At 44.8% G+C, this 14918-nt stretch carries 15 protein-coding genes, 1 tRNA gene and 1 pseudogene; 12 read left to right on the top strand and 5 right to left on the bottom strand.

Annotation, left to right across the window (positions count from 1 at the left end):
- Window positions 1-38 precede the first annotated feature (38 nt).
- From Q0307_RS06065 to Q0307_RS06040, 6 genes are all read left to right on the top strand, one after another.
- A complete protein-coding gene (locus Q0307_RS06065; RefSeq protein WP_298658064.1) occupies window positions 39-644 on the top strand; it encodes a transporter substrate-binding domain-containing protein in 606 nt (201 codons plus the stop codon).
- Window positions 645-766: 122 nt separating this feature from the next.
- A complete protein-coding gene (locus Q0307_RS06060) occupies window positions 767-1975 on the top strand; it encodes an amino acid ABC transporter permease (protein ID WP_298658062.1) in 1209 nt (402 codons plus the stop codon).
- A gap of 1 nt (window position 1976) precedes the next feature.
- On the top strand, window positions 1977-3077 hold the full coding sequence (locus tag Q0307_RS06055; protein ID WP_298658059.1) for an amino acid ABC transporter permease: 1101 nt from the start codon (window positions 1977-1979) through the stop codon (window positions 3075-3077).
- Between the two features lie 27 nt (window positions 3078-3104).
- Window positions 3105-3866, top strand: a complete 762-nt coding sequence (locus tag Q0307_RS06050) for an amino acid ABC transporter ATP-binding protein (RefSeq protein ID WP_298658056.1) — start codon at window positions 3105-3107, stop codon at window positions 3864-3866.
- Window positions 3867-3983: 117 nt separating this feature from the next.
- Entirely contained in the window at window positions 3984-4208 is a 225-nt protein-coding gene (locus tag Q0307_RS06045; protein ID WP_298658053.1) for a DUF1289 domain-containing protein, read from the top strand.
- Window positions 4209-4235: 27 nt separating this feature from the next.
- Complete coding sequence (locus Q0307_RS06040; protein ID WP_298658050.1) at window positions 4236-4934, top strand: intradiol ring-cleavage dioxygenase; 699 nt, start codon at window positions 4236-4238, stop codon at window positions 4932-4934.
- Here Q0307_RS06040 and Q0307_RS06035 read toward each other — a convergent pair.
- Together Q0307_RS06035 and Q0307_RS06030 are read right to left on the bottom strand one after the other, a co-directional pair.
- Window positions 4927-5445 carry a HugZ family protein gene (locus tag Q0307_RS06035; RefSeq protein WP_298658047.1) on the bottom strand — a complete coding sequence of 173 codons (519 nt, stop codon included), beginning with the start codon at window positions 5443-5445 and terminating at the stop codon, window positions 4927-4929. The genes Q0307_RS06040 and Q0307_RS06035 overlap by 8 nt on opposite strands.
- Window positions 5442-6509, bottom strand: coding sequence for an AbrB family transcriptional regulator (locus tag Q0307_RS06030; protein ID WP_298658044.1), 1068 nt, complete (start codon window positions 6507-6509; stop codon window positions 5442-5444). Before Q0307_RS06030 ends, Q0307_RS06035 begins: the two co-directional genes overlap by 4 nt.
- Window positions 6510-6772: 263 nt before the next feature.
- Here Q0307_RS06030 and Q0307_RS06025 point away from each other — a divergent pair, with 263 nt between their 5' ends.
- The 4 genes from Q0307_RS06025 (at window position 6773) to Q0307_RS06010 (ending at window position 10759) form a co-directional block, all read left to right on the top strand.
- Complete coding sequence (locus Q0307_RS06025; RefSeq protein WP_298658042.1) at window positions 6773-7882, top strand: ABC transporter substrate-binding protein; 1110 nt, start codon at window positions 6773-6775, stop codon at window positions 7880-7882.
- A gap of 101 nt (window positions 7883-7983) precedes the next feature.
- Window positions 7984-8886 (top strand): ABC transporter permease subunit, encoded by a 903-nt coding sequence (locus Q0307_RS06020; RefSeq protein ID WP_298658039.1) that lies wholly within the window; start codon window positions 7984-7986, stop codon window positions 8884-8886.
- Window positions 8883-9686, top strand: coding sequence for an ABC transporter permease (locus tag Q0307_RS06015; RefSeq protein WP_298658037.1), 804 nt, complete (start codon window positions 8883-8885; stop codon window positions 9684-9686). Before Q0307_RS06020 ends, Q0307_RS06015 begins: the two co-directional genes overlap by 4 nt.
- A gap of 11 nt (window positions 9687-9697) precedes the next feature.
- Window positions 9698-10759 carry an ABC transporter ATP-binding protein gene (locus Q0307_RS06010; RefSeq protein WP_298658034.1) on the top strand — a complete coding sequence of 354 codons (1062 nt, stop codon included), beginning with the start codon at window positions 9698-9700 and terminating at the stop codon, window positions 10757-10759.
- Between the two features lie 414 nt (window positions 10760-11173).
- On the opposite strand, the gene betA is transcribed toward Q0307_RS06010, so the two are convergent.
- Complete coding sequence (gene betA / locus Q0307_RS06005; protein ID WP_298658031.1) at window positions 11174-12844, bottom strand: choline dehydrogenase; 1671 nt, start codon at window positions 12842-12844, stop codon at window positions 11174-11176.
- 149 nt (window positions 12845-12993) lie between these two features.
- On the opposite strand from betA, the gene Q0307_RS06000 reads away from it, so the two are divergent.
- Together Q0307_RS06000 and Q0307_RS05995 are read left to right on the top strand one after the other, a co-directional pair.
- A tRNA-Ser gene (locus tag Q0307_RS06000) sits at window positions 12994-13081 on the top strand.
- Window positions 13082-13244: 163 nt separating this feature from the next.
- Window positions 13245-13931 (top strand): integrase arm-type DNA-binding domain-containing protein, encoded by a 687-nt coding sequence (locus tag Q0307_RS05995; protein ID WP_298658028.1) that lies wholly within the window; start codon window positions 13245-13247, stop codon window positions 13929-13931.
- A 1-nt stretch (window position 13932) separates the two neighbouring features.
- Here the strand turns inward: Q0307_RS05995 and Q0307_RS05990 are convergent.
- Window positions 13933-14367 (bottom strand): annotated as a pseudogene (locus Q0307_RS05990) (transposase); the annotation flags it as partial.
- Between the two features lie 71 nt (window positions 14368-14438).
- Window positions 14439-14747 (bottom strand): transposase family protein, encoded by a 309-nt coding sequence (locus Q0307_RS05985; protein ID WP_298658026.1) that lies wholly within the window; start codon window positions 14745-14747, stop codon window positions 14439-14441.
- Between the last annotated feature and the right edge of the window lie 171 nt (window positions 14748-14918).

Raw genomic sequence — 14918 nt, 5'->3', positions numbered from 1 at the left:
TATACTGGCTGGCTTTGGCGAAAAATACACGATAACTTTTGGATAATTACTTAGATGGTGCATCCGTTTGTATTCAGTCAGGTACTACTACTGAATTAAACTTAGCTGATTATTTTCGTGCCAATAACATGAAGTTTGAGCCAATTACTTACGAAAAATTGGACGAGGTCACCAAAGCTTTTGATGAAGGTCGCTGTGATGTTTTAACCTCTGACCAATCTCAACTTTATTCCAATCGAATTACTTTGAAAGATCCCGAAGGTGCGGTGGTCTTACCAGAGGTTATTTCTAAAGAGCCTTTGGGGCCGTTTGTGCGTCAAGGTGATGATGAGTGGCTAAAAATCGTTCGTTGGTCTTATTATGCAATGGTTGAGGCTGAAGATTTAGGCTTAACTTCTGCGAATGTGGATGAACAAGCTAAAGGCACAGATCCTGCCATCAAACGTTTCTTAGGAATGGAAGAAGGCGGTGACGCTAACTTACCATTGGATAAAAAGTGGGCTTATAACATTGTTAAAATGGTAGGCAACTATAGTGAGTCTTTTGAACGTAGTGTCGGCCAAGGCTCACCGTTGAAAATCAATCGTGGTTTAAATGCCCTGTGGAAAAACGGTGGTTTGCAATATTCTCCACCTTTCCGTTAAGACAAGAATTGAGTGTTTAACACAGTTATCTATCCTAGTAGATAGCTCTTGTTCCTAGACAGTTGCTAGTTTTCTCTAGCAACTGTCCACCACCTTAGCAAACTCGATAGAAAGGCTGGCTTATGGCAGATTCAAACCTCTCTGCACCACCACAAACTATCTCTACCATGCCTAGCAAAGCTTCTTTTTGGAATGACCCACAAAAGCGGGCGCTCGTTTTTCAGATTTTGTTAGTGATTGGTATTGGTCTTTTACTGTGGTTTATCTTTAGTAATACCTTACATAACCTTGATAAGCGCGGTATTAAAACAGGCTTTGACTTTTTAGATCGCCCTGCTGGTTTTGGGATTACTCAATCTTTAATTGCTTATACTGAGGCGAGTAGTTTTGGGCGTACTTTCTTAGTGGGCTTATTAAATACCTTATTAGTAGCTGGTTTAGGTATTATCTTTGCTACTATCTTAGGCTTTACGGTAGGCGTAGCGCGTCTATCCAAAAATTGGCTGATTTCACATATTGCTTTGGTTTTTATTGAGACTATTCGCAATATTCCCCCCTTGTTACAAATCTTATTCTGGTATCGTGCGATACTGCCTTTATTACCTGGGCCTAAAGACAGTATCTCACTAGCGGAATTGTTCTATTTGCATAAGCGTGGTTTTACCATTCCATCCCCTCTATTTGAACCAGCTTTCGTTTGGACATTTTGGGCGTTTATTGTAGCCTTAGTCTTAGCTTTTATTATGAGGCGTTGGGCAAAAGCACGCCGTGAAAAAACTGGTGAGCAATTTCCTGTATTCTGGACTGCGGTAGGCATTCTTATTGGTGTACCTCTAGTAACCTTTTTCTTAACCGGTAGCCCATTGAATTGGGATATTCCAGCACTCAGTGGTTTTAACTTCCGTGGTGGCTTAACAGTTATTCCAGAGTTAACGGCGCTCTTACTAGCCCTATCCATTTATACTGCTGCCTTTATTGCTGAAATCGTGCGTTCAGGAATTCAGTCTGTCAGCAAGGGGCAATCAGAGGCAGCCGCCTCTTTAGGTTTACGACCTAATCGCACCTTGCAACTAGTCATTATTCCGCAAGCGATGCGCGTTATTATTCCACAGCTCACTAGCCAATATCTCAACCTTACTAAAAATACTTCTCTGGGAGTAGCAATTGGCTATCCAGACTTGGTGAACGTATTCGCAGGTACGACTTTGAATCAAACGGGTCAGGCAGTAGAAATCATCTTTATGACAATGCTGGTTTATTTAGTCATTAGTTTGACGATTTCAATGTTTATGAACTGGTATAACAAACGCATGGCGTTGGTGGAGCGTTAAGATGCAGGCTTTTATTACTCGTGAAACTTTGCCTAGCTTGCCCCCACCCAGTACCCTGAAGGGGCCAATTGCTTGGATGCGGCAAAATCTATTTTCCAGTGTAGGCAATACGATTGTCACCGTGGTGTTAGTACTAGCGATTTTGGCGGCTCTGATTCCTTTTATTAACTGGGCTTTTATTAAAGCGGATTGGATTGGTAGTAGTCGCGATGATTGTACTAGTGGCGGCGCCTGTTGGGTCTTCGTTTATGTACATTTAAAGCTCTTCATGGTTGGGTTGTACCCTGAGGCAGAAACTTGGCGTGTGTTACTCGTCGGCATGATTCTAGTCGTGACTTTAGCTGGGTTAATGATCAAAGGCGTACCGTTTAAAAAATACCTTCAGCTTTTTGCCTTAATTGCTTTCCCTATTATTGCTTTTATGCTGCTCTCAGGTGGCTCGTTTGGTTTACCACATGTAGAAACTAATTTCTGGGGTGGTTTATTACTAACCCTAGTGATTGCAATTGTCGGTATTGTGGCTGCTTTCCCGCTAGGCATTTTATTAGCTTTAGGACGGCGTTCTTCAATGCCAATTGTAAAAGCAATCTGCGTAGTCTTTATCGAAGTTTGGCGTGGTGTCCCTTTAATTACCGTACTATTCATGTCTTCAGTCATGTTGCCTCTGTTTTTACCGGAAGGTATGGAGTTTGATAAGTTATTAAGGGCTTTAGTGGGGATTACTCTATTCCAATCGGCTTATTTAGCGGAAGTGGTACGGAGTGGTTTACAAGCGATTCCTAAAGGGCAATATGAGGCTGCCAATGCCTTAGGTTTAACCTTCTGGCAAGGCATGTATAAAGTCATTCTGCCACAAGCTTTAAAGATCGTTATCCCCGGGATCGTGAACTCGTTCATCTCCTTATTTAAAGATACCTCTTTAGTATTAATTATTGGTTTGTTTGATTTGTTGGCGACCATTCAAGGTGCCTTTGCTAGTCCAAAATGGCTAGGTTATGCAATTGAAGGTTATTTATTTGCCGCTTTGGTTTATTGGGTCTTCTGTTTTGGTATGTCCCGTTACAGCCAACGGGTAGAGCGTAGCCTAAAAACCACTAATTAAACCGCCTAGACAAGATTGAGGATTTGTATGGAAACTGCTACCCAAACTAAACCTGAAATTGCGATCAGCCTGCGTGATGTCAACAAATGGTATGGTGAATTTGATGTGTTGAAGAATGTGAATTTGGATGTTGAGCGTGGTCAGCGAATTGTTATCTGTGGTCCTTCTGGTTCTGGTAAATCCACCATGATTCGCTGCATTAATCGTTTGGAAGAACATCAATCAGGGCAGATTATTGTTGATGGTATTGAGTTAAATAATGACTTAAAAAACATCGACCAAATTCGCCGTGAAGTAGGCATGGTGTTCCAGCACTTTAACTTATTTCCCCATTTAACCGTGTTAGAAAATTGCTGTTTAGCGCCCATGTGGGTACGCAAAATTCCGCGTAAAGAAGCGGAGGCGACCGCCATGGAGTATTTAGAGCGCGTTAAGATTCCGCATCAAGCTAAGAAATTTCCGGGACAATTGTCGGGTGGTCAACAACAACGGGTGGCGATTGCGCGTAGTTTGTGCATGAAACCGCGCATTATGTTGTTTGATGAGCCCACGTCAGCACTTGATCCTGAAATGATTAAGGAGGTTTTAGACACCATGATCGAGTTGGCGGAAAGTGGTATGACCATGTTGTGTGTGACCCACGAAATGGGATTTGCTAAAACCGTCGCGGATGCGGTGATTTTTATGGACGCCGGACAAATTATTGAAATGAACACGCCAGATGAGTTCTTTAATCATCCACAGCATGAGCGCTCAAAATTGTTCTTGAGTCAGATTTTAGGGCATTAAGTTTAAAGCTCCACAGAAAAAGCCGCTGCTATGAAGCAGTGGCTTTTTTATTTGAGGCTGTAAGTTTTCCCAAGCTAAGATGTTTAAATTACTGAAAAATTTTAATTGAGATTCGTTATGGAAACTGGACGCTCTCGCCGCCGTACTGCAGCACGCCCTTTATTAGATAATACAGTCCCTTCACCTTGCATTGGCGTGTGTTGGCTGAATGATGAAACCAGTCTATGTGAGGGGTGCTTGCGTACTGGTGAAGAAATTCGCGATTGGATCATGATGACACGTGAGCAAAAGCTGCAATTGCTGCAGTTATTAGAGCAACGTAGCCGTGATGGGTTAAGCTAAAGCACTCATTGTTGGGAGAGAGTTAGCATGCACAGCATTGATCAGAGTCGCCGCCAAGCTTTAGTAAAATTAGTAGCAAGTAGTGTAGTTTTAAGTACAGGTAGTGCTTGGGCACGAAGTATCCCGACTTGTATTTTGACTCCTGAGCAAACGGAAGGGCCTTATTTTCTTGATAATAAATTAGAGCGCTCAGATATTCGTTCTGATCCTTACACTGGACGCAACAGTGCCGGTGTTCCCTTGTATTTACAGTTGCAAGTAACGGCGGTGAAAAATGGGCAGTGCCAAGCTTTGCCGGGGGCAATCGTCGATATTTGGCATTGTGATGCTATAGGTGTCTATTCGGGTGTGGGTGAGGGTGGTTCGGAGAAGGCTCAGCAACGCTTTTTGCGTGGTTATCAAATAACAGGGCAAACGGGCAAGGCCAATTTTGTCACTATTTATCCGGGTTGGTATCCGGGGCGTGCCGTTCATATTCATTTTAAAGTACGTACACCGACACGCTCAGGTAAAGCGGACTTACTGACTTCACAGTTGTATTTTGACGAAGCAGTCACACAAGAGGTCTACCAACAACAGCCTTATGCGCAGCATGCCACAAACTTTGATCGTAATGAGCAGGATGGTATTTATCGCTCAGGGCAGGGTAGGCAATTGTTGCTTAAGCCTGAAAAAGATCGGCGTGGTTATATCGCCCTGTTTAATATTGGTTTAAACCTTAGCTAGGGCGCACATTACCTGCTTCAGGATGGCGATGTTGTAGTTGGCTTAAGTCACTGCCGCTTAAGGCATAAGCTTGACCGAAGCCTGCGATATAATTGCCAGACTGTGGCTTTAAACAGAATAAATGAAAGTCGGGTAGCGTTTGTAACAGCTGCATAAATTTGCCAAAGCGTTTATGAAATAAAGTTAAAGCGGCTTGATAGTCGGTAGAATCTTTTTGTAGATGTTCAGCGCTACACTGTAAACTCACACGCTTACGGGCAAAGAGATTGTTCGCTTTATCTTCCTCTTCTATAAAGAGCAAACTACAGTTTTTGGTTTGAAGTAAATTCTGAGTATGTTGTGCTAATTCACTGATAAAAATAAAATAATTACCATTAAGTTCAATAAAAGGAGCATAGCTGGCTTCGGCTTGATGTGTAGCACTGGTACTAGCAATCACTACCGTTTTAAAGCTTGCTATAAATTGATTATAGGCTTGAAATAAATTGGCTGAGTCTTGGTTAAGTTTCATAAAGGCTTTCCTTGTTCTATCAGTAAGCGGCTAGCGATGGGCATCAATAAAGTAATCGCAACAATACGCGATAAATGATGGGCAGCGATATAGGCAGGATCATAGTGCAAGGCTAGAGCTAAAGCAGCCATAGCTTCAATGCCGCCGGGTGCGTAGGCAATCCAAACTTGTCCGAAAGGTAAATCTAAGGCAATAGCCATCAGAGTTGCCCCAAGCGCGGCAATCAGGCTGCTGAGTATGACACTGATCGTGGCAGCTAAGAAGAGAGTGCGTAATTTAGAAAGCTGCATGCCTTTTAGACGCGTACCCACCATGCAGCCAATAATCACAAAACCTAAAGTCACTAGGCTGCTGGGTAAATTTCCACTCAGCCAACCGTTCACATGCGCTGTACCACTTAAAACTAAGCCAGAGAGAATATAAGCGGCGGGTAATTTAATTTTCTCTAACATCAGGGCACTGGCAAACGCCGTGAGCAGGAGAGCAGGGACGCTATGCCAAGCTAAAGGCGCTTGCTGGGTCACATCAAGATGCACAGAACCTTGTAAACCTAGCGCGTGAATAATCAGTGGAAAGCTTGCCATCACTAAAATTAAGCGCAAACTTTGGAAGACTACTACAGTGCCCAAATCACCTTTACCTTCACTCGCTAAAGCAACCACGGTGGATAAAGCGCCGGGAGTTGAGGCAAGCAAAGCCGTGTTTTTGGTTTGCTGAAAATACTGTGAGAGTACCCAAGTACTGAGGGCCATCATCACGATAACGGTGACGGCTAAGCCCAGAAGGCTCAGAGGCCATTGACTGATTTTAGCGAGCATTTCTCCAGTAATACTGCTACCCATGGAGCAACCTAGAATAGTAAAGCCAATATTCCGCATTAAAGTTGGCATACTAAGTGGAAGGCGCGTAAAAGCAATAATAGCTAGTAAAATGCCACTACCTAATAAAGCCGGTACAGGTAAATGTGCCAGTTGGGCTAAACCAGCACCTAGATAACCTAAGCTTAAAGTAAAGAGTATAGTAGTAGCTTTAACTATAAGATTTTTATGATAATCACTGCTCAACGTTTGAAAAAGCATTCACTGAGTAGAAAAGTAAACATTATAGCAGTTTTCACTATAGCCGGAGAAATTGGCGTGAATCCTGAGCAGTTCGGTCGGTTTAGCTTCAGTTTTTTACCTTTTTAGTTTTGGTCTTGAAATAAATCTGCAGTTTCCAGTTGGCAAGTGCTAAACCTCTGACGTATATTCAATTAATTGGCTTGTCACAAACCATTGCTAGCATTTAGCTCCACACATAACTACCTGAAGGATGGGAGAGACCAACTATGATGAAATCAAATCTACGTGTTGCCCTGTTATCTGCTGCGGTCGCAAGCGCCTTGTTTGCTACCACTGCTTCTGCCGAAGATTTAGCAGCGATTGAAAAAGCTGCTAAAGCAGAAGGGATGCTCACTACGATCGCTTTGCCCCATGACTGGTGTGGTTATGGTGGAGTTATCGAGAGCTTCCAGAAAAAATATCCAGAGATTAAAGTGAATGAACTCAACCCGGATGCAGGTTCTGCTGACGAGTTAGAGGCCATTCGTGCGAATAAAGACAACAAAGGTCCACAAGCCCCTGATGTTGTTGATGTGGGCTTCTCCTTTGGACCTGCTGCGAAGAAAGAAGGTTTATTACAGCCTTACAAAGTCTCTAATTGGGATTCCATTCCAGAGAATGTAAAAGACGCGGAAGGTTATTTCTATGGCGATTACTATGGTGTGCTCTCGTTCGCAGTAAATAAAGATTTAGTGAAAACAGTGCCTGAAGACTGGGCTGATTTACTAAAGCCTGAATATGCGAATAGTGTGGCTTTAGCAGGTGATCCACGTGCGTCTAACCAAGCAATTCTGGGGGTGTATGCAGCCGGTTTATCCACTGGTGCTACAGGTGCGGAAGCGATTGGGCAAGCGGGCTTAGATTATTTCGCGAAGATGAATAAAGCCGGTAACTTTGTACCTACGATTGGTAAAGCCGGAACGATTGCACAAGGTGCTACGCCTATCGTAATCATGTGGGACTACAATGGTTTATCAGCGCGTGAAACGCTCAAAGGTAATCCACCCGTTGATGTCGTCGTACCGAAAACGGGCGTAGTGGCTGGTGTTTATGTGCAAGGAATCAGTGCCTATGCTCCTCATCCAAATGCTGCCAAATTATGGATGGAGCATCTCTATTCTGATGAAGGCCAGTTAGGTTGGTTAAAAGGTTATTGCCACCCAATTCGCTTTAATAGCATGGCTGCAGAGAATAAGATTCCAAAAGAATTGTTAGATGCACTGCCCCCTGCTGCTGCGTATGAAAAAGCAGTATTCCCCACTGTTGAAGACCAAGATGCCTCTAAGGCAGTTGTAACGGCTAAATGGGATGCTGTTGTAGGTGCAAACGTAAAGTAAGCGGATGGTAGAGCTGTGCAGCCTCTCAATTTAGAGGGGCTGTTGTATCAAGCGAGTTAAGTTCTACTTAACCCTGAACAGCCTAACTTGAGGCTTATTTTATGTCTGTTATTTCTGAACCAGTTGAAACCGCCGCCGCTACTGTGATCGCTAAACCTCGTCGTTCGCTGGCTTGGTTGGGGATTTTGCCTTTTTTAATCTTTGCTCTGTTATTTTTAATTCTGCCCACGCTGAATATCGTGATTGGCGCTTTTCAAAATCCTGCTGGCGAATTTACGTTAGCGAATATTCAGAAGCTCTTTCATCCTTCGATTCTCGCGTCCTATTGGATTAGTATTAAAGTTAGCGTTGCTTCTGCTTTGCTCGGCTGTTTAATAGGCTTTGCGATTGCTGCTGCAATTGTATTGGGCGGTTTACCGGCTTGGATACGCTCCCCCATCATGACTTTTTCGGGAGTTGCATCGAACTTCGCCGGTGTGCCGTTAGCGTTTGCTTTCTTAGCCACTTTAGGGCGGCTTGGTTTAGTCACTGTGTTGTTGCGCGAAGGGTTTGGCATCAATATTTATGCACATGGTTTCAATATCTTAAGTTTTTGGGGGTTAACCCTCACTTATTTATTCTTCCAAATTCCGCTGATGATTTTGATTATCACGCCAGCCTTAGATGGTTTGAAACGCGAATGGCGCGAGGCGGCTGCGATTTTGGGCGCGAATGGTTTTCAATATTGGACGATGGTCGCTTTACCGATTCTTTGGCCTGCTTTATTAGGGACGTTTGCTCTGTTGTTTGCGAATGCGTTTGGCGCAGTAGCAACGGCGTATGCTTTGACGGGTAGTTCCTTGTCGATTGTGCCGATTGTGTTATTTGCGCAAATTCGTGGCGATGTTTTACAAGATCCACACCTAGGCTATGCCCTAGCGTTTGGCATGATTGTAGTGACGATTATTGCCAATACCATTTATCTATGGATGCGGGCGCGTAGCGAAAGGTGGGTGAAGTCATGAGCTTTTGGCGTTCAAATCGCTTTTGGGCATGGATCGCTCTAAGCTTCGGGATTTTATATTTCGCGTTACCGCTGATTGGCACTTTTGAGTTTTCCCTGCGCATGAAGCGGGGTGAATATAGCTTTGAAGCCTATCGGGTTATTTTGGGTGATCCACGTTTTCAGGCAACCTTCCTGTATTCAGTGATGATGGCGCTGCTGACGATTGTGGTTGGTGTGCTATTAGTCGTGCCAACCGCTTATTGGGTACGCTTGAAATTGCCCCGTTGGCGGCCAGTGGTGGAGTTTATCACTTTATTGCCCTTGATTATTCCCGCGATTGTGATCGTGTTTGGTTATATCCGTATGTATAACACCTCTTCGGTCTTACCTCTGACGGGTTCGGCCTTTGGGACAGATATTTTAATGGTTTGTGGTTATACCGTACTGGCTTTGCCCTATATGTATCGCGCGGTGGATACCGGTTTGCGGACTTTGGATGTCACCACTTTAACCGAGGCGGCTGAAAGTTTGGGTGCTAATAAAGTCACGATTCTTGCCAAGATTATTCTGCCGAATGTACTAGTAGCGATTTTGTCGGGGGCGTTTTTAACCTTTGCTATCGTGATTGGCGAATTTGTGTTTGCAGCACTCCTCAATCGTCCGGCGTTTGGCCCCTTTATGCAGTTGATTGGTGCAAACCGTGCTTATGAACCCGCCGCTTTGGCAGTGATCGCCTTTAGTATTACTTGGCTGTGTATGGGCTTGATGCAATTAGTCACACGCTTACAAAAACATACCCAAGTCAAACAATTTAGATAAGAGCAGCGCTTATGGCCTTCCTTGAAATTAGCAATTTGCAAAAAGACTATGCGGGTAATCGTGTAGTTGAAAACTTCAATCTAGCCGTAGAGCAGGGCGAGTTTATTTCCTTTTTAGGCCCTAGTGGCTGTGGTAAAACCACGGTGCTGCGTATGGTCGCAGGCTTTGAAACACCCAGTGCCGGTAGTATTCGGATTGACAGCAAGGATGTAGTTAATCTAAAACCCAATCAGCGCAATATTGGGATGGTGTTCCAAGCTTATGCACTGTTCCCCAATATGACCGTGGCACAGAATTTAGCCTTTGGTTTAAAAGTGGCGGGTAAATCTAAAGCAGAAATAGAATCCACTGTGCAAGAAATGCTAGCACTGATTAAATTAGAGGAATTAGGGCAGCGCTATCCGTTTCAATTATCCGGTGGGCAGCAGCAACGAGTGGCCTTAGCGCGTGCCTTGGCGGTTAAACCCAAGCTCTTGCTGTTAGATGAGCCACTCTCTGCTTTGGATGCAAAAATTCGGGTGTCTTTACGTGAAGAGATCCGTGCAATTCAACGTAAGCTGCAAATCACCACTATTTTCGTAACGCATGATCAAGAAGAGGCTTTATCTATGTCAGACCGCATTGTGGTCATGCACAAGGGCAAAGCGGATCAATTAGGTACACCCTTCGAGATTTATAATCAGCCAAAAACGAGGTTTGTCGCATCCTTCGTCGGTACGATCAATGTCTTAGAAGGAATTGTTACGGATGCGCAAACAGGTAGTTTTTTACTCAATGGAACAGAACTGAGTCTTGGGCGGAGCTTAGCTAATCTGAAAACGGGTGACTCCATTGCTTTAGCACTGCGTCCAGAAGCAGCAAGTTTAGGATTAGTTGCAGGTAAAGTTGGGCAATTGCAAGGCAGTGTACAGGATGTAAATTTCTTAGGCTCAGTGATTCGAGTGCGAGTGAAGGTAGGAGATAGTGTACTGTCTTTAGATACTTTTAATCAGCCTGCGGTGGCTCCACCTAAAGCAGGCGATCAGGTCATTGTGACTTTTGCACCAGAAGAGTTATTGGTGTTAGCGGATTAAAAACTTTGGTCATGATTTAGAAGAGTTGAAGAACATCCGATTAATAAATTCACCAATCATTATCATGAATCTCAACCGACTTCGGCACATGGTTTTGCAGGCTAAGCGTTTAATACGGGTTATGATCTTCATAACGCTAGCTGACTTGAAAGCTAAGTTGACAACTTAGACAACGATAACACAGCTCCCCCCTCCGTGCATGACTCTGCTTGTATATTAACGCGCTTTCACAATAACGAAGGCCACTGGACGGTGATCGTAGCCATTGTTTCATCTTACTTGCATCGCACTAGGGACTCCTTAGTATCGGGTATATCTCTTTACACTTCAACTCTTCAAAATCACGACCGTGGTGTTATGTCTGAAGTGTTCAAATGTAGTGTAAAGCATGGTTCAAGCTAATCCTAATACAAACTAAACACGCTGCGGCTGTCCTACCCGTTGCCGACTTTGATACTCGGGGTCAATATAAACCTCTACCCCCGCAGTAGGCAGCATACCCTTGCCTTTAATCAAATCAGCAGCGCGCTCAGCGAGCATAATTGTGGGTGAGTTCAAATTGCCATTGGTAATCGTTGGGAAAATCGAAGAGTCCACCACCCGTAGGCCTTGTATACCCTGTACGCACGTATCTGGATCAACTACCGCTAAAGCATCTGTCCCCATACGACAAGCACAGGACGGATGATAAGCACTCTCGCCATTTGCCCGCACGAAAGCATCGATTTCTTCATCCGTTTGCACTTTTTCACCCGGTTGAATTTCAGAGTCACGATAAGGATCAAAGGCAGGCTGCCCAATAATATTGCGGGTTAAACGCACACAGGCACGAAAACCTTCAATGTCCTCCTGCTGTTGCAGGTAGTTAAACAAAATGGAAGGTGCTTCGCGTACATCCGCACTACGAATTTGGATACGTCCACGGCTCTTCGGTTTATTGTGCCCCACATGCACTTGGAAACCATGCCCATCAAAGGCTGAGCGACCGTCATAACGCATCGCAGCAGGCAAGAAATGGTATTGAATATCCGGCCATTCAATCCCCGGTTTAGAGCGGATAAATGCACAGGACTCGAAATGATTGGTTGCCCCCAAACCATCGCGTTTGAGCAGCCAACGAGCACCAATTAAAAACCTATGCCAAAGATCGAGTTGACCATTAAGTGTTATCGGTTGCTTGCAACGGAATTGGAAATAGAACTCTAAATGATCTTGTAAGTTCTTCCCCACTCCCGGCAGATCATGCACAACGGGTACACCGGCTGCTTGTAAAACGGCGGCAGGCCCTATACCAGAAACTTGCAGTAAATGCGGTGAGCCAATCGCACCCGCTGACAAAATCACTTCAACTCGTGCTTTAGCTTGTTGTTCTTGCCCATCTTGTAAGAAAGACACACCCACTGCCCGTTTGCCTTCAAACAAGATTCGCTGTGTCATAGCTTTGGTCACAACTTGCAAATTCGGACGTTTAAGAGCAGGTCTTAAATAAGCATTAGCCGTTGACCAGCGCAAACCATTTTTAACCGTCATGTGCATAGGCCCAAAGCCTTCTTGCTGCCGACCATTATAATCTTTCGTCGACAAGTACCCGGCTTGTACACCTGCCTCAATGAAGGTGCGGTACAAGGGGTTTTTCATTTGATTACCGTTATTCACTGAAAGCGGACCACCTTGAGCACGGTAAGCATCACTCCCAAACGCCCAATCATCGGCTTTTTTAAAATAAGGCAAGCAGTGCTGGTAATCCCAATCGGTTGCACCGTGCTCAGCCCACTCGTCAAAATCACGCGCATGTCCACGGACATAGACCATGCCATTAATGGAAGACGAGCCACCTAAAACCTTGCCACGCGGACAATGCATTCGCCGTTGATTCAGATAAGGCTCAGGTTCAGTGTGGAATTGCCAAGCAAACTTTTCAGTATTCATCGGAATCGATAAAGCCGTCGGCATTTGAATAAATAGATTGCGATCACTACCACCATACTCCAGCAATAAAACCTGTTTACTGGGATCTTCACTCAGGCGATTAGCTAACACGCAGCCTGCTGATCCCGCACCAATGATGATGTAATCGGCTTCCATAGTTCCTCCACTGTGGTCAATCAAATTATGTTTATGAGTCTACTCGCGTGATTCAGGAAGAGCTAGCGGGGCTTGTTGAAGATTTTTTTAACCGCTAAGCAAAAAAAGCTGGAAATTCCTCAAAGTTTTTATTAGTCTTAGCGGCTCTTGGAGAGCTGGCTGAGCGGTCGAAAGCGGCGGTCTTGAAAACCGTTGAAGGGCAACCTTCCGGGGGTTCGAATCCCTCGCTCTCCGCCATTACATAGGTCGACTAAGACCGAGAACACACGAAAGCCCGCATTCTAGCGGGCTTTTTTGTTTCTGCTAAGTTCGATAACTAACATTAAGAACGATAACAGCTAAGAGAGTTTTGGGGTATATTCGGGGGTATAACCACAAACCCTTGGAGCTTGTACCCCCAATGCCTCTAACTGATGCCGCTAAACCTAAAGATAAGCCCTATAAACTATTCGATAGTGGCGGCTTATCCGTACTGGTGCACTCCAATGGTTCAAAATACTGGCGTTTCAAATACCGCTTTGAGGGCAAGGAAAAACTCCTCCTCAAAGAGGCTAGAGAGGCTCACAGTAAAGCTCGTGCATTGTTGGAGGAAGGCTTAGACCCTAGCACTACACACAAAAATAAAGAACCATTAAATACCTTTCAGGTGGTTGCTGAGCAATGGCTAGAAAGCTATCTAAAGCGAGATGTATTCCCTGTGATCGGCTCGCGCACAGTGGCTGATATTAAGCCTAAGCCGCCTGACATTATCCCGATTATTGAAAGCATTCATAAGCGTGTAGTGCGTGATACACATTTACACACCCTGCAATCCATTGGGCAGGTTTTGCGCTACTCTATCGCCCTTGGTTTGCGTCAAGACCCTGACCCAACACCAAGCCTTAAGGGGTTATTCCCCGCAAAAGCACCTAAAAAGCCTTTTGCGGCGATTACAGACCCGCTTGAAGTGGCTAGACTCTTAAGGGCAACTGAGCATTACTCAAGTAATTTCATTACTAAATGCGCCTTACAGTTTTCTAGCATGGTGATGATGCGCCCCGGTGCTTTTATTCGGGCTGAGTGGAAAAACATTAGACCTCTTTCATAAATCAAATTTTAGCCGGTTCAAAGTTGTAAATACCGGCGATTAAGTTGAAACGCAAGCCAAGTCGTTGACGCCGATTCCGATACCGTGATGCCAGTATCCGAAAGCGTTTCAACCGTGCAAAGACATGCTCCACCCGAACGCGCCGTCGACGTAAAACCCGCTCAATCGCTTTCCAAAGGGCCGGCTTCTTCCGTGCATGGACACCCTTGGACGGCAGCACACAAGGAATACCCAGACGCTGCAGCCCTTGATACCCTTTATCGGCTAGAATGCGCACCGGACGCGGTAAGGTCTTCAATGTTCGTTTCAAGAGCTTAAAATCATGGACGGCTCCCGCCGCATAGGCCGTACTTAGAATCTGTCCCGTGCAGTAGTGAACCACGACTTGGTCTTTTAGCGTATGCGTTTTGTGTTTACCACTGTAGTAGCGGTTCTGTTTTTTTGGGGGCGTTCTATTTCAATGTTTGTGGCATCTACAAGCACCACGTCCCAATCAATGCCTTGACCTTAAGGGAGTTTCTTCGGTAAGGAAAACAAGCCCGACTGAATCAACTGATCGTCCACCGCTCGAATGATTCTTGAGGCATTCAGCTCACTCACACCGTAGCTCATGCCCACATGAAGTAAGGTACGGTACTCTCGCCAATAGCTCAAGCTCATCAGCAACTGATCAGCGAGGCTCAAGGTCGGCGGTCGGCCTTTACTTCCCTGATTCCCCTCGAGCACCTTTAACATCGCATGGAGCGTTGACCATTCGATGCCTACTAAACGTTTCATTTGTGGGTCACTGAGGGACTGGATTGATTCATACTTCATGCCTTCAGTAGGCCAAAACACTCACAAGCTCGTCGATACTTCTTGACCTTACGGCTTGCGGAGTTTTTGCATTATGATAGAGGTCTAATAATTGCTCTAATTAAGTTAATTTGAGTGTTGGTCATGCACCAGAAGAGTTGAAAAACATCTGATTAATGAATTCGCCAATGA

This window comes from uncultured Thiothrix sp. (assembly GCF_937873765.1).
Taxonomy (GTDB): Bacteria; Pseudomonadota; Gammaproteobacteria; order Thiotrichales; family Thiotrichaceae; genus Thiolinea.
Note: the sequence above shows the minus strand (reverse complement) of the source record. Positions and strands in the feature narration are given on the sequence as shown.